At 73.3% G+C, this 21293-nt stretch carries 10 protein-coding genes and 1 pseudogene; 10 read left to right on the top strand and 1 reads right to left on the bottom strand.

Translation table 11 applies throughout. The features are described 5' to 3' along the window. The first annotated feature begins 2 nt into the window (after positions 1–2). From VFZ92_RS40820 to VFZ92_RS40810, 3 genes are read left to right on the top strand one after another with little or no spacing between them, the layout of a single operon-like run. Positions 3–5735 (top strand): SDR family oxidoreductase, encoded by a 5733-nt coding sequence (locus VFZ92_RS40820; RefSeq protein WP_330883281.1) that lies wholly within the window; start codon positions 3–5, stop codon positions 5733–5735. 21 nt (positions 5736–5756) lie between these two features. After that, positions 5757–7100: a cytochrome P450 gene (locus VFZ92_RS40815; protein ID WP_330883279.1), complete on the top strand. Its 1344-nt coding sequence runs from the start codon at positions 5757–5759 to the stop codon at positions 7098–7100. After that, the gene (locus VFZ92_RS40810; protein WP_330883277.1) at positions 7097–10918 is read left to right on the top strand and encodes a KR domain-containing protein; all 3822 of its coding nucleotides are present in this window, start codon (positions 7097–7099) and stop codon (positions 10916–10918) included. The genes VFZ92_RS40815 and VFZ92_RS40810 overlap by 4 nt, the downstream gene beginning before the upstream one ends. Positions 10919–11214: 296 nt before the next feature. Here the strand turns inward: VFZ92_RS40810 and VFZ92_RS40805 are convergent, their stop codons facing one another. Next, a complete protein-coding gene (locus VFZ92_RS40805; RefSeq protein ID WP_330883275.1) occupies positions 11215–11733 on the bottom strand; it encodes an ATP-binding protein in 519 nt (172 codons plus the stop codon). Positions 11734–12707: 974 nt separating this feature from the next. On the opposite strand from VFZ92_RS40805, the gene VFZ92_RS40800 reads away from it, so the two are divergent. The 7 genes and pseudogenes from VFZ92_RS40800 to VFZ92_RS40770 all read left to right on the top strand — a co-directional run bounded on the left by VFZ92_RS40800 (position 12708) and on the right by VFZ92_RS40770 (position 20898). Beyond that, on the top strand, positions 12708–13958 hold the full coding sequence (locus VFZ92_RS40800) for an ROK family transcriptional regulator (RefSeq protein WP_330883272.1): 1251 nt from the start codon (positions 12708–12710) through the stop codon (positions 13956–13958). A gap of 153 nt (positions 13959–14111) precedes the next feature. Then, positions 14112–14354: pseudogene (locus tag VFZ92_RS40795) on the top strand (myo-inositol-1-phosphate synthase); the annotation flags it as partial. Beyond that, entirely contained in the window at positions 14351–14578 is a 228-nt protein-coding gene (locus tag VFZ92_RS40790) for a hypothetical protein (RefSeq protein WP_330883269.1), read from the top strand. The pseudogene VFZ92_RS40795 and the gene VFZ92_RS40790, both read left to right, overlap by 4 nt. Next, positions 14575–14955 carry an EboA domain-containing protein gene (locus VFZ92_RS40785; RefSeq protein ID WP_330883267.1) on the top strand — a complete coding sequence of 127 codons (381 nt, stop codon included), beginning with the start codon at positions 14575–14577 and terminating at the stop codon, positions 14953–14955. The genes VFZ92_RS40790 and VFZ92_RS40785 overlap by 4 nt, the downstream gene beginning before the upstream one ends. Before the next feature lie 94 nt (positions 14956–15049). After that, positions 15050–16192 carry a metabolite traffic protein EboE gene (gene eboE / locus VFZ92_RS40780; protein WP_330883265.1) on the top strand — a complete coding sequence of 381 codons (1143 nt, stop codon included), beginning with the start codon at positions 15050–15052 and terminating at the stop codon, positions 16190–16192. A 202-nt stretch (positions 16193–16394) separates the two neighbouring features. Further along, positions 16395–19205: a carbohydrate-binding protein gene (locus VFZ92_RS40775; protein WP_330883263.1), complete on the top strand. Its 2811-nt coding sequence runs from the start codon at positions 16395–16397 to the stop codon at positions 19203–19205. Positions 19206–19218: 13 nt separating this feature from the next. Continuing rightward, positions 19219–20898, top strand: a complete 1680-nt coding sequence (locus tag VFZ92_RS40770) for a ThuA domain-containing protein (RefSeq protein ID WP_414720119.1) — start codon at positions 19219–19221, stop codon at positions 20896–20898. Positions 20899–21293: the final 395 nt, after the last annotated feature.

Genomic DNA, 21293 nt, shown 5'->3' with positions numbered 1-21293 from the left:
GGATGAGCACTATGCGTGAGCTCACCGGGAAACTCGCCTTGGTGACGGGCGGTGCGCGGGGAGTGGGCAAGGCGATCTCGGCGGAACTCGCATCCCGCGGCGCCCACGTTCTGATCAACTATTTTCACTCGCACGACGAAGCCAAGCGGACCAAGGCGGAACTGGAAGCCACCGGCGCGCGCGTCGACCTGTTCCGCGCTTCGATAGCCCGAAAGGATCAAGCCACTAGGCTGTTCGACGAGATCCGCGAGCGCTTCGGGCACCTCGACATCCTCGTCAACAACGCCGCGGACGGCGCGCTCGTCCCGGTCGACGAGGTGACCGACGAGCTGCTGGACCGCGCGCTGGACACGAACCTCAAGGGCGGCCTGCGGTGCGCCCGGCTGGCGGCGCCGCTCATGGAGGGCCGCGGCGGGTCGATCGTCACGGTGTCCGCGCTCGGCGGTTCCCAACTGGTGATGGCGAACTACCTGGCGTGCGCCCCGGCGAAGGCGGCGGCCGAGGCCGCCATGCGCTACCTCGCGGTCGAGTTCGCCCCGCTGGGCATCCGGGTCAACGCCGCGTCGGCCGCGATGCTCGTGAGCGAGGTCGCCGACAAGTTCCCCGACGCCGAGGAGATGCAGCGGGTCATCGCCGAGTCCACGCCGTCGGGCAGGCTCGGCACGCCGGAGGAGTTCGCGCGCGTGGTCGCGTTCCTCGCCTCCGACGACTCCTCGTGGATCACCGGCCAGGTCATCCTCGCCGACGGCGGCCTCAGCCTCGGTGCCGCGACGCTCGCCCCCCGGCGGGCCGCGTCCGTCGCGAGCCCGCCCGACGAGCGACCGCTCCCGCCGGTCCAGGGCCTCACCGAACCGCTGCCCGAACCAGCACCCGAACCCGAACCCGCCGCCGCCAACGCCAACGCCGAGGACGAGGACGACGACCACACGATCGCCGTGGTCGGCATGGGGCTGGTCGTGGCGGGCGCGAACGGGCCGGACGAGTTCTGGCGGCTGCGGCTCGACGGCGCGGAGCTCTTCGCGCCCGCACCGGCCGACCGGTGGGAACGGGCGAACTTCCACTCGCCCGACCACACCCGCGAGGACAAGGGCTACCAGGACAACGGCGTCTTCATCACCGACTTCACCCCCGCGGCGGGCGCGGGCGTGCCGTCCGGGCACACCGACCACGAGCTGACCACCCGCTGGCTGCGGCACTCGCTGGTGCAGGCGCTCGACGGCGTCGCCACCCGGCACGACGACCGCTTCTCGTTCCTCGTCGGCTACACCGCCGACGGCAGCCAGCACCTGGAGGAGGCGGGCGTGCTGGCGGCGGCCACCGGGCTGTCCGCCGACGTGCTCGCCGAACTGCCGCTCACCGACGTCGAACGCGACTCCCTGCTGGACGGCGTCGAGGGGGCGCTGCGCACCCGGTACCGGCGCGGCGCCGAGGAGCCGTCGCGGTTCCTGCCGCACCGGGTCGCCGCGCTCGCCATGACCGGTCTGCTGCCGGCCGACACCGAGACCACCATGGTCGACACGGCCTGCTCGTCGTCGCTGTACGCCATCGACATCGGCGTCAAGGGCCTGCTGATGGGCAGGCAGGACGTCGCCGTGTGCGGCGGGGCGTTCGCCCTCGCCCCGCGCGGCACGGTGCTGTTCGCGAAGCTCCAGGGCCTGTCCGAGCGCGGCGACGTGCGCTCGCTGGACGCCGGTGCCGACGGCGTGGTCTTCGCCGACGGCGCCGCCGTCGTGGTGCTGAAGAAGCTCAGCCGCGCCAAGGCCGACGGCGACCGCGTGCTCGCCGTCATCGAGGCGATCGGCTCGTCGTCCGACGGCAGGGGCAAGGCCGTCTACGCGCCCAACGCCGACGGCCAGGACCTGGCGGTGCGCCGCGCGCTCGCGGGCCGCGAGAAGGGCGGTGAGGACGTCGGGTGGGTGCTCGCGCACGCCACCGGCACCCCTGCGGGCGACCTGGCCGAGTTCAGCACGCTGCGCGAGCACTTCGGCACCGCCGGGCCGACGGCCGTGACGTCGAACAAGTCGCTCATCGGCCACACCGGCTGGGCCGCGGGCGTCGTGTCGGTGGTCGAGGCCGTGCTGGGGCTGCGCCACGAGACCATCCCGCCGCAGCACCGGTTCACCGCCGCGCCGGAGGAGTTCCGGATGGCCGGGACCGGCCTGGCCGTGCCCACCAGCCCGCTGCCGTGGCCGCGCACCGCGACCCGCCCCAGGACGGCCGCCGTGTCCGGCTTCGGGTTCGGCGGCACCAACGCCCACGTGCTGCTCCGCGACCACGTCCCCGGCACGCCCGCGCGCCCGAGGCCCGACACCGACCGGTCCGTCGTCGTGGTCGGCTGGTCCGGCCACCTGCCCGGCCTGTCCACGCGGGACGAGGTCGTGCGCTGGCTGCACGGCGGGCGCGCGCCGGACGACAGCTTCGGCGAGTTCTACCCGTCGCCGCCGTTCGCCGAGGTCCGGCTGCCCGCCTCCACCGTCCGCACGGTCGACCGCTGCCAGCTCATGGCCCTGCACTGCGCGCGGGACCTGCGCGAGCAGCTCGGCGACCTGTGGGACGCGGGTGCGGAACGCGCGGGCGTGGTCGTCGGCAACCTCGGCCCGACCCGTTCGGCGATGCTCTACGCCACCCGCTGCTACCTCGACGACATCGCCGCCGCGCTGGCCGCCGACCCGGAGCTGGACCTGCCACCGGAGTTCCTGGAGACCCTGTCCGCGCGGGTCCGCAGGCTCGTCCCACCGTCCAACGAGGACTCGTTCCCCGGCATGATGCCGAACGTGATCTCGGCCAGGGTGGCGAACTACTTCGACCTCAACGGACCGAACATCACCCTGGACTCCGGCCTGGCCTCGGCGCTGACGGCGTTCGACGTGGCCCACCGCTACCTCGCGGCGGGGGAGCTGGACTTCGCGCTGGTGGGCGGGTTCAACGGCAACGTGCTGCCCGAGTACCGGACGCTGCTCGGCGACCTGGTCCACCCGGACGACCCCCTCGCCGAGGGCGTGTTCCTGTTCGCGCTGACCACCGCGGAGACCGCGGCCGAGCACGGCCTGCCGGTGCTGGCGACGCTGGACGCGTCCGCCGACCCCCGCCGGACCGTCGACGCCGCCGAGCACGCCCGCTACACCGGCGCGGCGGGCGCGGTGGCGCTGGCCCGCGCGCTGACCGGCCCCGCCGGACCGGTCGGCGTGGTGTGCGACGGCGTGCGCGTGGACCTGGTGGTGGCGGAGAGGGCCGCCTGCCGGCTGCCGCACCGGTTCACCGACCCGGAGGCCCCGGCACCGGAGGTCAGCAGGTACGTGCCGGAGCTGCGGCCCGCGCCAGCCCACGACGTCCGCCCCGAGGTCCCGTTCTTCCCGCCGGGCACCGTCGTGCTGACCGACGACCCCGACCTGCTCGCGACGGTCGACGTGCCCGCCGACACCGTCGTGATCTCCACCCGGCCGCTGCGCGAGGCCCGCGCGGGCTGGCACGAGCTGGCCGAACGCACCCCGCTCGCCGTCCGCAGCCTGCTCTCCGGCTCGTCCGCGAGGCACCTGCGGCTGGTCGCCGACCTCGGCGCCGTCCCGGCCTCGGCCGCCGTGCTCGCGGGCGACGACCGGCTCACCGCGCTGCACGAGGCCGCGTTCCTCGTGGTGCAGGAGCGCTACGACGTGCTGGCGGCGGGCGACAGCTCGTTCATCTCGCTGCTGCTCGGCGCCCGCCCCGACGGCCGCGACCACCCGGCCCACGGCCTGTTCGCCGCGCTGGTCAAGTGCACCTTCCACGAGCTGCCGAGGTGCCACACGTTCGGGCTGTTCACCGCGGGCTCCGACCTGGCGACCGCCGTGCGCCGCACCGAGCGGGAGAGCGCCGCCGAACGGCTGTACCCGGTCGTGGTGCTCGACGCGGACCACGGGGGCGGCACGGTCCGCAAGACGCTGGTGCTCGTGCCGGAGCCCGTCGACCTGGACCACCCGGCCGACGCGCTGCTGTCGGAGGACTCGGTCGTGCTGGCCACCGGCGGCGCCCGCGGCATCACCGCCGAGGTCGTCAAGGAGCTGGCGCGCACGTTCCGGCCCCGGCTCTACCTGGTGGGCAGCAACCCGCTCGACCACTACGGCCCCGAGGTGTTCGAGGGCACCGACGAGGAGTTCGCCGCCGGGCGCAGCCACTTCATCCGCGCCGAGCTGTCCCGCCGCCGCGGTGCGCTCGTGGCCGGGCTCAACCGCGAGTTCGACCGGATGGTCGACGCCCGCGCCGCCCACCGCAACCTCGCCGAGCTGGTCGAGCACTGCGGCGCGGACCGGGTCACCTACCTCACCTGCGACGTGACGGACCGGGCGTCGGTGGAGGCCGCGGTCGCGACCGTGCTGGCCGCGCACGACCGGGTCGACCTGGTGATCAACGCGGCGGGCCGCAACCGGTCGGCGCTGATCCCGGACAAGGACTTCGCCGAGTTCCGCGCCATCCGCGACCTCAAGGTCGACGGCTACCGCAACCTCAAGAGCGCGCTGCGGGACCGGCCGCCGAGGCTGTGGTGCAACTTCGGCTCGCTGCTCGGCCACTTCGGCCTCTCCGGCGAGCTGGACTACGGCTCCGGCAACGACTTCCTCGCCTCCGCGGCCGACCACGCGGCCACCCTGTCCGGCACCGACGAGTTCACCGTCGGCTGGACGCTGTGGGACGGCGTCGGCATCGGCGCGGACGCGCTGGCCCGCTCCTACTTCAAGCGCGGCGGCCTGTACACGCACATGGCCATCAGCGAGGGCGTCCGGCACTTCGTCCGCGAGCTGCACGCGACCAACCGGCACCCGTTCGTGCTGCACATGGGCGACGCGGAGCTGGAACTGGGCAGGCGGCTCTACCCCGGCTACCTGGAGTCCGCGGACGCGGGCCCCCGCACGGAGTTCGTGCGCGAGTTCGACCCGAGGGCCGTCCCGGACGTCGAGCACCACCTGGTCCGCGGCACGCCCACGGTGCCCGCGAGCTGGGTCGTCGCGCTCGCCGCCGAGACCGCCGCGCGGATCGTGCCCGGCCAGGAGGTCATCGGCTTCACCGACCTGCGGTTCGAGCACTTCGTGCAGGCGCACCCCGCCGGACCGAAGCGGATCAGCGCGCGGCTGCTGGAGCAGGGCGACGAGGTGACGTCCGTGCAGGTGCGCATCACCGTCGACGTCGTGTCGCCCGGCGGTGTCCTGCTGGTCGAGGACCGCCTGCTGAGCAGCGTCGTCGTGCGCTTCGCGCGGGAGTTCCCGCGCGCGCCGCACTGGGAGGCGTGGCCGGAGGACGACGAGGTCGCCCTGCCCGACCCGTACCACCTGGAGTCCTCGCCGGTGCTGCTGACCGGGCCGTTCGTGGCGACCACCGACACCCGCTGGCACCCGCAGGGCAAGCGCGCGAGGTTCGCGCCCGCCGAGGTCCGCCCGTCCGGGTACGGCGTGCCCGCCGTGCTGCTCGACGCGATGGTCCGCACCGAGGTGCTGGCGCCGGTGGACGAAGGGCTGCCGGTGGCCGTTCCCGTGTCGATCCGCCGCATCGACCTCTACCAGCGCGGCGACGACCACGCCCTCGTCACGCGGCACGGCGACCTGGAGCTGTACGCCACCCCAGCCGAGTCGACCGTGGGCCGCCAGGCTCCCGGCAACCGGTTCGTCGCCACCACGGCCGACGGCCGCGTGGTCGTCCAGATCCACGACGTCGAGGCGACCGCGCTCGGGTACGTCGACCCCCTCACCGCCGCGCTGACGCGGGCGTGACCGTCCACGAGGAGAACCCCGGTGGCTGACCAGGTGAACGCGCCCGGCCCGAGCGGCAGCCAGCTCGGCCGCTTCGACCGCGACGCCATCGGCTTCGTGACGGCGATGGAGCAGGAGCACGGCGGGATCGTGCGCATCTCGCTCGGCCCGTTCGTGGTGCACCTGGTCAGCGACCCGGACGCGGTCAAGCACATCCTCCAGGACAACGCGAGGAACTACGTGCGCGGCAAGTTCTACGGCAACTTCGACCTGTTCTTCGGCCGGGGGATGCTCACCACCGACGGCGCCGAGTGGCGCGAGCGCAGACAGGTCAGCCAGCCCTTCTTCCACAAGCCCCGGCTGGTGGAGAAGTCCTCCGCGATCACCGGGTGCGCCGAGGACCTGGTCGCCGGGTGGGAGGCCGCCGCCGACCGCGGCGAGCCGGTCGACGTGACCGACGGCGTCATGACGATGGCCATGGGCGTGTTCGGGAAGATGTTCCTCGGCGTCGACCTGCGCCCGCACTCCGCCGAGCTCCAGCCCGCCACCCTGTTCGCGATGCAGGCCGTGCTGCGCAGCGGCTCGGTGTCGCAGCTGCTGCCGCGCTGGGTGCCGACCCCCTACCGCCGGACCTCCACCCGGCACCGCGCCACGCTCGACCGCGTGCTCGACGAGGTCGTCGAGCGGCACGTGCGCGGCGAGGTCGAGGAGCACACCGTCGTGTCCGCGCTGCTCGCCGCCCGCGACGAGCACGGCGCGCCGTGGCCGCGCGAGGCCGTGCTGGCCGAGCTGAAGACCCTGTTCCTCGCAGGCCACGAGACCACCGGGTGCAGCATCGTGTGGACCCTGCACGCGCTGTCGCAGCACCCGGAGGTGCGCAGGCGGCTGGAGTCCGAGCTGGCGGAAGTCCTGGGTGGACGGACGCCGACCGTCGACGACCTGCCGGAGCTGCCCTACCTCAAGCAGGTCGTGTCGGAGTCGTTGCGGCTCTACCCGGCGGTGTGGTCCTATCCTCGGGACGTGGTGGCCGACGACACCATCGGTGGCTACCACGTCCCGGCGGGCAGCTCGGTGCTGCTGTCGTCCTACGTGACGCAGCACAGCCGGAGCCTGTGGGAGAACCCGGAGGCGTTCGATCCGCAGCGGTTCTGCCCCGCGCACCAGGTCGCGGACCGGCCCAAGTACGCGTACTACCCGTTCGGGGGCGGAGCCCGCAAGTGCATCGGATTCGAAGCGGCGCTGATGGAGGTTCAGCTCGTCGTCGCCACCGTCGTGGGACGCGTGCGGATGGATTTGACGCCCGGCAGGCCGACCGGCATCTGGCCCAAGGCGTCCCTGCGCCCGATGCCCAACGTGCTGATGACCGCCTCCCGCGTGCCGTCGTGAGCACCCGCCGGTTCGTCTGGCACCCGCGCCGGACGTCCACACCGGACCCCTCACCATCGGAACTGCTGGCGGGCAAGCGGATCCTGCTGATCGGCGGCACGCCCGAGACGCGGGAGGCGGTCGGGGCCGAGCTGGTCGCGCACGGCGTGGTGCTCGTGGGCCAGGGCCACCTGCGCGACGCCGACGACCGGCCGGACGGCATCGTCGACCTCACGTCCGACGCCGGGTTCCCCGCCGACTGGCGGCCCGCCCTGCTCCGCACCATCGGCGCGCTCCGCGGCTGCTACGACGCCTGGTCCGAGGAGACCGACGCCACCAGGACCTGCTACGTCGCCGTCACCTACCTCGGCGGCCGGATGGGGTACCGGGGCGCGAGCGACCGGCCGTGGGGCGGGCTGTGGGCCGGGCTGGCCAAGACGCTGCACCAGGAGCTGCCGAACCTGAACACCAAGGTCGTCGACATCGACCCCGCCGAGGTCGCCGACCTGCCCTCCGTCCTGGTCCGCGAGCTGTACCGGTGGGGCTCCTACGAGGTCGGCTACGCGGGCGGCGTCCGCTACACCCTGGCGCCCCGGCGGGAGGACGGCGGGGCGCCGACGGTGAGCCTCGACCCCTCCGACCTCGTCCTGGTCTCCGGTGGTGGCCGGGGCATCGGGTTCGCCGCCGCGACGGCCCTCGCCGCGGCGCACGGGTGCCGCGTGGTCGTCACCGGACGCCACCCGCTGCCCGGCCCCGACGACGCGTGGGGCTCGCTCGACGACGACGGTTTCAAGGCCCACCAACGGGATCTGTGGATTCGAGCCAGCGCGGACGGCACGCTGGCCGCGGTCCGCGCCGAGACGACCAGGATGGCGCAGCGGCGGCTGCTCGCGGCCAACGTGGCGTCGGCCAGGGCCGACGGGCTGCGCCTCGACTACGAGGTCTGCGACTTCACCGACCGCGCGCAGGTCGACGCGCTGCTGGCGAGGCTCGGGCCCGCGCTGACCGGCGTGGTGCACAACGCGGGCGTCGACACGGCCACCCGGCTGCCGAGGATGTCGGACGACGACATCCTGCGGACCGTCGCCACCAAGGTCGACGGGTTCGCGCACCTGTTCGCGGCGCTGCGCGACCGGCCGCTGAAGTTCTTCTGCAACACCGGTTCCATGAGCGGACGCCTCGGCGGGATGGTCGGCCAGATCGCCTACGCGGCGGCCAACGACGGCCTCACCCGCCTCGGGCTCTGGGCCGACGCGCGCGCCCCGTTCCCGGTCACCACGCTGTGCTGGCCGACGTGGGAGCGGATGGGGCTGATCACGAACTACGACGCGGCCGTCCGGTACATGACCGCCATCGGCGCCGACGAGGGCGTGCGCCGCTGGGCGGAGGAGCTGCGCGCCCCCGCCCACGGCGAGGTCACGTTCCTCGGCGCGCTCGGCAGCGCGCTGAACCCCGTGCAGGTGCGGGGGTTCCCGCTGCACCGCGAGGTGCCGGAGTTCGCCGCCGTCTACCCGCGCGTCTTCCACCTCGGCATCCCCGTCGGCTACCGGCCCGGCGTCGAGTTCGTCGCCGACGTGCTGTTCGACGACGCGAGCGCGCCCGTGCTGACCGACTTCGCCGTGTCCGGTCACGCCGCCGTGCCGGTGGGCGTGCTGCTGGAGAACGCGCTCGCGTCCGCGGTGTGGGTGCACCCGGCGGGCGAGGAGCCCGCGGTGGCCTGGATCGGCGACGTCGCCGTGTGCCTGGAGGGGCTGCGGCTGGAGCGGGGAGCGCTCGAACTGCGCCGCACCACCACGCTGTCCACTGTGGATGGTGAGACGGTGGTGGACGTGCGGTTCGACCGCCCCGGTCTCGGTCCGGTCGCCGAACTCCGCCTCGGCTACGAGTCGCGGGAGGTCGACGCGCCGGTAGCGGTGCACGCCGCGCGCGAGTCGACGGTCCCCGCGCCCGCCCGCTGGCTCGGCGCGGTCATCCCGGTCGCCACCTGGCACGAGGGCGCGGGCCCGGTCGACCGGACCGCCGTGGTGCGCGAACCCCAGCCCGCCGACCTGTGGGCCGTTCCGCTGACCCCGCCGCTCGCCCTGCCGCTGGCGGCGCTGGAGAACATCGTCCGCTCGGTGCTGCGGGTCCGACCGGGCCGGGTGCTGCGGATCACCAGGCTGGTGCCCCACGGGCCACCCTCGCCCACCAGCCGAATCGACGGCGACCCGGTGCGGGGGCGCTGGCACGTCGTCGATCCCGTTGACGGTCGGCCGGTCCTCACCGCGTCGACACCCACTTCCCCCACCCTTCCGGAGGACCTGATGCCGACCACCGTGGACCCCGACGTCGTGCACCGCGAAGTCGCGGACATCCTGGTCCGCGTGCTGGGCGACTACGGCGTGGCCGCGGAGTCGATCACCCGCGACACCGACCTCCACACCGACCTCCAGTTCGAGAGCATCGGCACCGACCTGCCCGTGCTGCTGGGTGTGCTCGGCGCGTTCTACGGCGGCCGGGTCGACCTGGTCCCGTTCCTCCGGGGACTGGACATGGACCAGCTCATCTCCCTGCGGGTGGGGACGCTGGTGGACGAGGTCGTCGCCCAGTTGCGCGTGAACACCGGCCCGGTGTTCACGCCGCCGCCCGTGCACCCGCTCGCGGTCCGGCCCCCGGTCCCGTCCGGAGGGGACGGTGCGGCCCGCCGGTTCCTGTTCGTGGTGCCGCCGATGACCGGGCACGTGAACCCGACGATCGGCGTGGCGGCGAAGCTCGTGGAGCGCGGGCACTCGGTCGCGTGGGCCGGGTACGGGCCGCTGCTGCGGTCGGTGCTGGGGCCGGACGCGGTGGTGTTCGACTGCGCCGTCCCGCCCGCCGCCGGGCGGTGGACCGAGCGCGGGCCCGAGGTGCGGAGCATGAGATCGATCAAGGTCATGTGGGAGGAGTTCCTGGAACCGTTGGCGCACACCATGGTTCCGGGTGTGCGGGCGGCGGTGGAGGTGTTCGCGCCGGACGTCGTCGTGGCCGACCAGCAGGCGCTGGCCGGGGCGCTGGTCGCGGGAGCCGCGGGGATCCCGTGGGCCACCTCGGCCACCACGCCCGCCGAGCTGATCGACATGGAGGCCGGGCTGCCGAAGGTGCTGGACTGGCTGCACGCCCTGTTCGCCGGGCTGCGCAAGGACTACGGCGGCCCGTCCTCCGACCTGAGGTACTCACCGGACCTGGTGCTCGCGTACACCGTGGAGGACCTGGTCGGGCCGATCCCCCGGCGTGAGCCGATCGCGTACGTCGGGCCGTCGCTGCACCCGCGTCCGGTCGTGGCCGACTTCCCGTGGGACCGGTTGGACCCGCGGCGGTCGCTGGTGCTGATCAGCCTGGGGACGATCAGCGTGGGCGCCGGGGCGCGGTTCCTGCGGGAGGCCGTGGTCGCGGTCCGGGAGCGGGCCGATCGGGTGCAGGCCGTGGTGGTGGACCCGTCCGGGGCGGTCGGGGCGTCCGATGACGACGTGCTCGTGCTGCCGGAGGTGCCGCAGTTGGAGCTGATGGCGTCGGTGGACGCGGTGGTCTGCCACGCGGGGCACAACACGGTGTGCGAGGCGTTGAACTCCGGGCTGCCGCTGGTGGTCGCCCCCATCCGGGATGATCAGCCGATCGTGGCCGGTCAGGTGGAGGGGGCCGGGGTTGGGGTGCAGGTCAGGTTCGGGTTGGCCGGGGCGCGGCAGATCGGGGCGGCCCTGGACGCGGTGTTGGGGGAGGGTGGGTACCGGGAGGCCGCCGGGAGGGTTCGGCGGGCGTTTCTGGAGGCTGGTGGGGCTGGGGCGGCTGCTGGGTACTTGGAGGACTTTGCTGCTCGGGGGTGAGGGGGTCTGACCGGACCCCGCTGCTGTCGGTCCGGAGAAGCCTGCTGCCGCTGGTCGGGAGGAGCCGAGCGGCGCTGGTCCGCGGAACTCCGCTGCTGCTGGTCAGGAGAAGCCTGCTGCTGGTCCGCGGAACTCCGCTGCCGCTGGTCCGGAGGAGCCGAGCGGCGCTGGTCCGCGGAACCCGCTGCCGCTGGTCCGGAGGAGCCGACTGCTGCTGGTCCGCGGAACCCGGTGCCGCTCGTCCGCGGAACCTGCGCGCCGGTCCCCGTACTGCCGTGGTCGCTCGACCGCTGTGGTTACTCGCCCTGCCAGCCCTGTGAGCCGCCCAAGCCGTAGAGCAGGCGTTCCATCACCTGCGGGTCTACCTCGGTCGCCTCCGGGGGGAGGCCTTCCGCTGCCGGGGAGCGGCGGGGTTCGCGCCTGGGGAGCGGGACCGCTGAGGCGGTCATGCCCGTGGGCAGCGGTAGTTCGCACCAGAGGAGCGTGCAGCCGTCGTCCAGTTGCAGGATGCCCGCGTGCCTGCCCTTGAGGGCGTTCGTGGGGGCTGGTTTCGGGGCGTACGGGTCGATCTCGACCTCTAGGATCAGCATGTTGCCGGAGAGGCGCAGGCGCAGGGTGATGAAGCGCGGCACCCTGTGGTTGGCGGTGTCCACTACGGACGCGACCAGGTGGCCCAGTACGTGTGCTGCCTCGTCCTGCATGGGGCGCAAGGACCATTCGGCCAGCGAGAAGCGCGCGAAGAGTTCCGCGCAGTTCACCGCGCTGGGTAGCGCGACGAGCTGCAGGTCGTCGACCTGCTCGGTGCGGGCGTTCACCTGGCTCCTTCCGTCATGCGCTGCCGGCGCGAGTGGGTGGCCGGAATCGTGCCACAACCGGGTGAAGAAGTGGTACGCGGTGTCGTGGATAGATACGCGGGGTGGGGGTGGTTCGTTCGCATCAGTTTTCCCAGCATCGCCCTGACCACGGTCGGAGCAGCGGCTAGGTGTCCTTCTACCACCTGCGCTCCTTCCTGACCAGGTGCTTCCCGTCGCGCTGGTCCACGGGAAGTGTGCCAGGTCCGGTGATCCCGGCTGTGACCTGGTGAAGCTCGGCGGGCCCCGTGGACGCCAGTCGGACATTTGTCCGGTCGGGCCTCCGCTGTGTCATCGGGGCGCGGGCGAGGGCGCGGGTGTCGTCCGGCCGGTGGTCGCCCTCGGGATTCGTCACGGTGGGGTTCGGCGGTGAGCGCTGCCCCGGTGTGCGAGGGGGTGGCATCGCCGTCCAGGGGCACCGACCCGACGTGTTCCGGCTGCGAGCCGGGTGGTGCGGGGGATCGGGGTGGTCGTGGTGCGGGAGTGGCCCACCTGGTCGTGGAACTGTGGGCGGAATTCGTGTCCGCGCGGGTGACAACGATGTCAATTGGGTGTCGAATAATGGAAAAGCGTGCTGTGCGGCGCGTGAGATTAAGCCAATGCCGGAACTAATTCACCCCCTGTATAGCGTGTGGTCCAAATGGCGTCAAGCCGTCTGACGACCGGAAATTTCCTACGGAGCAAGGGTTGTTGCGCCAGGCGGAGCAGTGGTCGGCTCGCGTGGTTCATTAGGGCTGGTGGGCGCGCTGATGACTACTCCATTAGTGGGACATGGAGACGTGAACTGTTGCTTGTGCGCGTCCGCTTGAGTCTTAATTCACGGGTCGTTACCCGTAAAAAACCGACTGTTAACGAGCATTCGAGTGGCGCGATTCGTTGATCCGACCGACTAACCGGCGGTGGCCGTGCACCCTTCCCCAGTCCTCCGATCTCTGGCCTTGGCGCAGCCCGCCGACCAGGCCGCCGTGCGCCGGAGCAACCTGGCGCTGGTCCTGCGGCACCTCGGCGCTCGCGGCGCCCGCTCGCGCGCGGGCATCGCGGCCGACACCGGGCTGAACAAGGCCACCGTGTCGAGCCTGGTGGCGGAACTGGTGGACCGCGGACTGGTGCGCGAGGGCGAGGTGGACCGGGCGGGTGCGGTCGGGCGGCCCGGCAAGAGCGTCGAGCTGGACGGGCGGTGCGTCGGCGGGATCGGCGTGGAGATCAACGTCGACTACCTGACCGCGCTGGTGCTCGACCTGACCCGCACGGTGCTGTTCGAGCAGCGGGTCGCGCTGGACGTGCAGGCGCTGCCGCCGGGGGACGTGCTGGACGCCGTGGCGGAGCTGACGGCGCGCGCCGTGCGGGAGTGCAGGCGGCGCGACGTGCTGCCGGTGGGCGTGACGGTCGCGATCCCGGCGCTGGTCGACGTGGAGGGCGGGGTCGTCGCGTTCGCGCCGAACCTGCACTGGCGGGACGTGCCCGTGGTGCGCGGGATGACCGAGCGGCTCACCGGGCTGCTCGGCGAGCACCCGGTGCCGATCCGGGTGGCCAACGACGCGAACCTCGCGGCGCTCGGCGAGTACGCGATGGGCGGCGTCGCGGGAACGCCCGACCTGGTGTACCTGACCGGCGAGATCGGGGTCGGCGGCGGGGTGATCTCCGGCGGCAGGCTCCTCGGCGGCGCGGAGGGGTTCTCCGGCGAGGTCGGGCACATCCAGCTCGACCCGGCGGGCCACGAGTGCGGCTGCGGCCGTCGCGGCTGCTGGGAGACGCTGGTCGGGATGGCGGGGATGCTCCGGCTCGCGGCCGACGCCGACGACCCGGTCAGCGACCCGTCGCTGGACCTGGAGCAGCGGCTGGACATGATCCGCCGCCGCGCGGAGACCGGTGACCGGCGCACGCTCGACGCGCTGGCGGAGGTCGGTGCCGGGCTGGGCGTCGGCGCGTCGATCCTGATCAACTTCGTCAACCCGAGGGTGGTCGTCCTCGGCGGCTACTTCGCCCGCCTCGGCCCGTACCTGCTGGGCCCGATGATGGCCGAGCTGCGGTCCCGCGTGATCGCGCCGGACATCGGCGGCTGCCGGGTGGAGCTGTCCACGCTCGGGTTCGCCGCCGCGTCGCGGGGCGGGGCGAACGTGGCGCTCGAAGCGGTGTTCGGCGACCCGGCCCTGGTGCCCGTCCGGTCCGCGGTGGGGAGCGTCCGATGAGCACCGACTCCGCGCCGTCCGACGTGCGACGGGACCGGGGGGCCACCGCGGGCAGGACCGGGGTGCGGCTCGTGGGGGCACGGGGAGCGGTCGCGACGACGGCCGTCGTGGCCGCCGCGGCGGTGCGGGCGGTCGCCGCGGCGCCGACCGGCCTCGTGGGACCACGTGCTGTTCGAGGGCTTCCTCGGCACCCGCATGACCCTCCAGGTCACCTGGCAGGGCAGCGACTCCGCGCTGGCCGCGCCGCCGGTGCTCGACCCGGCCCGGTTCACGGCGACCGTCGACGCGCCCGGCCGGGTGCCGGAGCCTGCGTTCTTCTTCGAGGACCCGCCGGGTGCCGGGCCGCACCGGTTGGCCGCCCAGCACGACGTGCTGCGCGACTGGGCGCGCCGATGAGCGCGCCCGCCACCCCCGTGCTCGCGACCACCGCGGTCGCGGTGGAGGTCGGCGCGCCCCGTCCGGTGCTCGGGGGCGCGCCGCTCGGCGGTCACGCGGTGGCCGTCGGCCCGGCGCACCTGGAGGCGGCCCGCGATCCGGTGCCGCGCCAGGTGCGGCGGGTGGTCGGGACGAACCCGAACCCGGTGGGGCGCACGCAGTCCGGGGAGGTGCTGCCGCCGTGACCGGGCCGCGCTTCGGCTGCGCGACGACCGGCTTCGCCGAGCACCGGCTCGGCGACCCCGAGTTCTTCGGGTCCGCGCTGGACGTGCTGCCGGTCGGTGACGCCCGGCTGCCGCTGGTCCTGGACGCGCTGCGCACCGACGACCTCGCCCCGGTCGCCGCCGCGCTCGCCACCGCGAGGGTCGAGGGGCTGGACGCGCACGCCTACCGGCCCGCCGTCCTCAAGTGCGTCGCCGCGGGCGTGCCGCCCGCGGAGATGGGCGCTCCGCGCATCGACGACGAGCTGCGCCGCACGCCGCGCGCGTTCGCCGCCGACCGCGTCGCCGCCGGACGTCCGGTGCCCGCCGACGTCCCGATGGTCCTCGCCGGGGAGGCCTGATGCGCTTCTTCCACCACCACGTCCACCGGGGGCCCCGCACCACCGACGACCGCCGGGCCGTGGTCGCGCCCGCGCGCGGGCGGGGGTGAGGGCCGTGCGCTTCCGCCACTCCGACGGCACCACGGTGCACGTCGCCTACTGCACCAACGTGCACGCGGCCGAGAACATGGCCGGGGTGCTCGACCAGCTGCGCCGGTTCGGCGAGCCGGTTCGCAAGCGCCTCGGCGTCGACCGGCTCGGCCTCGGGCTCTGGCTGGCGCGACCGGTCGCGAGCGAACTGCTCGCCGACCGGGCGGCACTGGCCAAGCTCCGGTCCGAGCTGGGCAGCCGGGGTCTGGAGGTGGTGACCGTCAACGGGTTCCCCTACCAGGGCTTCCCCGCACCCGTGGTCAAGCACGCGGTCTACCACCCGGACTGGGCCGACCCCCGCCGCACCCGCTACACGCTCGACCTGGCCAGGCTGCTCGCGGCGCTGATGCCCGACGACGCGACGCGCGGCAGCATCTCGACGCTGCCGCTGGGCTGGCGCGACCCGTGGACGGCCTCCCGGTCGATCCGCGCGGCCCGCCAGCTCGACCTGCTGGCCGACGGGCTGTCCCGGCTCGACCGGTCGATCAGGGTCGGCTTCGAGCCCGAACCCGGCTGCGTCGTGGAGAACACCGGCCAGGCCGTCACCCACTTCCGCGACGCGGACACCACCAGGCTCGGCGTCTGCCTGGACACCTGCCACCTCGCGGTCGCGTTCGAGGAACCCGTCGAGGCCCTCGACGCGCTGTCGGCCGCGGGCATCCCCGTGGTGAAGGTGCAGGCCTCCACCGCGCTGCACGTCCGCAGGCCCCGCGACCCGGCCACCCGGTACGCGCTGTCGTCGTTCGTGGAGCGCCGGTTCCTGCACCAGACCAGGGAGGGCGCGCCGTACGGCGTGGACGACCTGGACGCGGCGCTCGCGGGCGGCCTGCCGGGGCACGCCCCGTGGCGGGTGCACTTCCACACCCCGCTGCACGCCGACCCGCGCCCGCCGCTGACCACCACCCGCGACGTCCTGCGGGGGACGCTGAGGAAGCTCTTCGGCGGTGCCACCGCGTGGACCGACCACGTCGAGGTCGAGACGTACACGTGGCAGGCGCTGCCCGAACGCCCGGTCGGGGAGGCCGGCCTCGTGAAGGGGCTGACGGCCGAGCTGGACTGGGTGCGCGACGAACTCCAGTCCCTCGGCCTGGTGGAGGTGGGTGGATGAGCCGAGCCACCGACCTCCGCACGACCGGGTGAGCACCAGCCCACCAGAACTCCACCGCAAGCCCGGCGTCGGACGGCCACAAGCCTCCGCCGGCGCCGCTGTCCCGAGCACCGACTAGGGCACCACCCTGCCAGGGCACCACCGCCGACCAGGCACCAGAGGTCGGCGGGCGATGCCCCCTGCCGGAAGAGGAAACCCTGCCATGTCCGCAACCCCACCGGTGTGGGCGCGGGCGTTCGGCGCGTCACTGCTGATCGCCTCACTGCTGACACCCCTGCCCGCCGCGGCCGACATCCCGGCCGCCGACTACCAACAGGTCCAGCTCGCCGTCGGCTCGGCGAAGCTCGGCGAACCGATGTCCTTCACCGTCCTGCCCGACCGCTCCGTGGTGCACACCGCCCGCGACGGCACGGTCCGCGTCACCAACTCCGCGGGCAACTCCACGACGGTCGCCGCGAAGCTCTCCGTCTACACCCACGACGAGGAAGGGCTCCAGGGCGTCGTCGCGGACCCCGGCTTCGCCTCGAACCGCTACCTGTACCTGTACCACTCGCCCCGGCTGTCCACACCGGACGGTGACGCGCCCGCCGACGGCACGGAGGCGCAGTTCGCGCCGTTCAAGGGTGAGCTGCACCTGTCGCGGTTCGTGCTGAAGACGGACAACACCCTCGACCTCGCCAGCGAGAAGGTCGTCCTGAGGGTGCCCAACGACCGCGGCCAGTGCTGCCACGTCGGCGGCGACCTGGACTTCGACGCCGCCGGGAACCTGTACCTGACCACCGGCGACGACACGAACCCGTTCGTCTCCGACGGCTACTCGCCGATCGACGAGCGCACGAGCCGCAACCCGCAGTTCGACGCCCAGCGCACCTCGGGCAACACGAACGACCTGCGCGGGAAGCTGCTGCGGATCAAGCCGCAACCCGACGGCACGTACACGGTCCCGTCCGGCAACCTGTTCGCGCCGGGCACCGCGCGGACGCGCCCGGAGATCTACGCGATGGGCTTCCGCAACCCGTTCCGGATGAACGTCGACAAGGCCACCGGTGTGGTCTACCTCGGCGACTACGGGCCGGACGCGGGCGTGACCAACGCCAACCGCGGGCCGAGCGGGCAGGTGGAGTTCGACCGCATCACCAGCGCGGGCAACTACGGCTGGCCGTACTGCACCGGCTCGAACAGCACCACCGAGACGTACAACCGGTTCACCTTCCCCAGCGGACCGTCGGGGGCGAAGCACGACTGCGCCACCGGCCCGACCAACTCCTCGCCGCGCAACACCGGGCTGGCGAAGCTGCCGGCCCCGCGCGCGGCGTGGATCAAGTACGCGGGTGACGAGGGGTCGCCGCCGGAGTTCGGCAGCGGCTCGGAGTCCCCGATGGGCGGCCCGGTCTACCGGTTCAACCCGAACCTGAACTCGGCCACGAAGTTCCCGCAGTCCTTGGACGGCAAGTACTTCGCGGGCGAGTACGGCCGCCGCTGGATCAAGGCGATCGGCGTCGACGCGGACGGTTCGCGGGGCGCGATCGAGGCGTTCCCGTGGAGCGGCACGCAGGTGATGGACATGAACTTCGGCCCGGAGGGCGCGCTCTACGTCCTCGACTACGGCACCGGGTCGGACAACCAGGCCCTGTACCGGATCGACTACAAGGGCAACACGCCCCGGCCGCCGACGGCGAAGGTGGCGGCGGACAGGGTGTCCGGCGCGCTCCCGCTCACCGTGGCGTTCTCCTCCGCGGGCAGCGCCGACCCCGAGGGCGGCGCGCTGACCTACCGGTGGGAGTTCGGCGACGGCGGCACGTCCACCGCCGCGAACCCGTCGCACACCTACACGACAGCGGGTTCCTACTCGTCGAAGCTGACCGTGACGGACCCGACCGGTCTGACGGGGTCGGCGAGCATCCTGGTCACGGCGGGCAACACCGCCCCGACGGTGACCCTGCGACTGCCGGGCGACGGCGCGCTGTTCTCCTTCGGCGACACCGTCCCGTTCCAGGTGAGCGCCAGCGACCCGGAGGACGGCCCGGTCGACTGCTCGCGGGTCAAGGTCACCTACCTGCTCGGCCACGACTCCCACCGCCACCAGATCACCCAGAGGACCGGCTGCTCCGGAACGATCCCGGTGCCGGTCGACGGTGAGCACGACGCCGCGGCGAACGTCTACGGCGTCTTCGACGCGGAGTACACCGACAACGCGGGCCTGACCTCCCACGGCGTCAGCATCCTCCAGCCCAGGCACCGGCAGGCCGAGCACTTCGGGGCCCAGCAGGGCGTCCAGGTCGCCGACCACGCCACCGCCGAGGGCGGCAAGACCGTCGGCTACACCGACAACGGCGACTGGATCTCCTACTCGCCCTACGTTCTCGCCAACGCCACCTCGGTCACCGCACGGGTCTCGTCCGGCGGTCCGGGCGGCACGCTGGAGGTCCGCGCGGGCTCGGCCACCGGCACGCTGCTCGGCTCCATGGCGGTCGCCAACACCGGCAACTGGGACACCTTCGTCGACGTCAGCACCCCGCTGACCAACCGGCCCAGCGGGTCCACCCCGCTGTTCCTGGTGTTCAAGGGCGTGACCGGGCAGGGCAACCTGTTCGACGTCGACGCGATCACGGTCACCACGAGCGGGAACCGGGTCGAGGGCGAGGCGTTCACCTCGACCGGCGGCGTGGAGCCCGCACCGCACGCGAACGCCAGCGGCGGCGCCACCGCCGGGTACATCAACACCGGCGACTGGGCCGGGTACTCGTCGGTGAGCACGGCGGGTCTGCGGTCGTTCAGCGCGTCGGTGTCCTCGGCCGGCACCGGCGGCACGATCCAGATCAGGTCCGGTTCCCAGACGGGGACGGTCCTCGGCTCGGTCGCGGTACCGGTCACCGGCGGGTGGGAGACGTTCCAGACGGTCTCCACGACCCTCACCGGGACCGGGTCCGGGCCGCTGTTCCTGACCTTCACCGGTCCGGGCGCGCCCGCGGACTCCGCGTTCGACGTCGACCACTTCACCACCTCCGGCTGAAGGGCTGAAGACGATGCGCAGACTCCCCGTGCTCGCCGCGGCGGCACTACTGTCGGCCGGTGTGGTCATGACACCGGCGGCGCAGGCCCAAGCTCCCTACCAGGTCCTGGTCTTCTCGAAGACCGCGGGCTTCCGGCACGACTCCATCCCCGCGGGGATCCAGGCGATCCGCGACCTGGGCGCCGCCAACGGGTTCACCGTCACCGCGACGGAGAACGCGGCGGCGTTCACCCCCACCGAGCTGGCCAAGTACGCCGCCGTGGTGTTCCTCAGCACCACCGGTGACGTGCTCGACGGCACCCAGCAGTCGGCGTTCGAGTCCTACGTCAACGGCGGCGGCGGGTTCGTCGGCGTGCACGCGGCGGCGGACACCGAGTACGACTGGCCGTTCTACGGGCAGGTGGTCGGGGCGTACTTCCTCAGCCACCCCACCGTCCAGCAGGCCACCGTGAAGGTCGAGGACCGGGCGCACGCCGCGACCGCGCACCTCGGCCCGACGTGGACCCGCACCGACGAGCTGTACGACTACCGCGCCAACCCCAGGCCGAACGTGCACGTGCTGGCGACGCTGGACGAGTCCAGCTACTCCGGCGGCAGGATGGGCGCCGACCACCCGATCTCCTGGTGCCGCGCGGTGTCGGCGGGCCGGTCGTTCTACACCGGACTCGGTCACACGATCGAGTCCTACGCCGACCCGGTGTTCCGCGCCCACCTGCTCGGCGGCATCAGGTTCGCCGCCGGACGGGCGAAGGCGGACTGCCGACCGGAATCGGGCTACACCGGGCTGTTCACCGGCTCCACCGCTGGCTGGTCGCAGGCGGGCACCGGGAGCTTCGCCAACGCCGACGGGACGCTCACGTCACGCGGCGGACCGGGCAACCTCTGGCACTCCGCCAAGGAGTTCGGCTCGTACTCGCTCAAGCTCGACTGGCGGCTCACCGGCGACGGCGACTCGGGGATCTTCCTCGGGTTCCCGGCCTCCGGCGCCGCCGATCCGGGCGCGGGCGGGTACGAGGTGGCGATCGACGCCTCCGGTGCGGCCAACACCACGACCGGAGCGGTCCACGGCGCGCAGGCGCCCGACACCGCCGTCCGCGACGCGGCGCTGAACCCGCCGGGGCAGTGGAACACCTTCGAGCTGCTGGTCGAGGGCGAACGGCTGCGGGTGCTGCTGAACGGCAGGCAGGTCAACGACTTCACCAACACCGATCCGGCGCGGAGCCTGCGGCAGGGCCACGTCGGCCTCCAGAACCTCGGTGACGGCGCGGTGTCCTTCCGCAACGTGCGGATCAAGGAACTCGGTGTGGTCGTGCCGACGCAGGTGCAGGGCGAGGCGTACACGTCGTCGTCCGGCGTGCAGCCCGCCGGGCACGCCGGCGCGGTCGGCGGCCAGACCGTCGGGTACATCGAGAACGGCGACTGGGCGGCCTACTCCCAGGTGTCGACCGCGGGTGCCCGGCAGTTCACCGCACGGGTGTCCTCCGGCGGAGCGGGAGGCCGGATCGAGGTCCGGTCCGGCTCGTCCACCGGGCCGCTGCTGGGTTCGGTGGCGGTGCCCAACACCGGCGGCTACGACACGTTCACCAGCGTGTCGACCGCGCTGACCGGCACGGCGACCGGCCAGGTGGTGCTCGTGTTCACCGGGGCGGGGTCGGGCGGTCTGTTCGACGTCGACCACTTCACCCTCGGGTAGCGCGGCGGTGGGCGCGGACGCGGTCCGCGCCCACCGTCCGTCACGACGAGCGGACCGCCGGCCCCGCGACCTGGCCGGTGCTGCCCGCGACCCACCCGGACGCGCCGACCCGCCCGCCCGAGGCCGCTCGAACGACCGGTACCCCGCCACGGCCTTCGCGGGCTCGACCACCGACCCCCCGCGCCGCTCGTCGAACGACGCGATCGACACCCGGTCCGGCTGGCCGCCCCCGCCGCCGGCCGTCCACGTGGCCGGATCCTCGCCGAGCTGGATCTCCTCGCCGGGCGCTGAGCGGTTCGACCGGATCCCCGTAAGGTGCGTCGCGTGCGCGACGACTACGGCTACTGGCAGCGGATCCCCACGCGGTGGAACGACAACGACGTGTACGGCCACGT

The sequence above is a fragment of the Umezawaea sp. genome, assembly GCF_036375055.1.
Lineage (GTDB): Bacteria > Actinomycetota > Actinomycetes > Mycobacteriales > Pseudonocardiaceae > Umezawaea.
The sequence above is the reverse complement of the archived record's forward strand: the minus strand, read 5'-3'. Positions and strand labels throughout refer to the sequence as shown.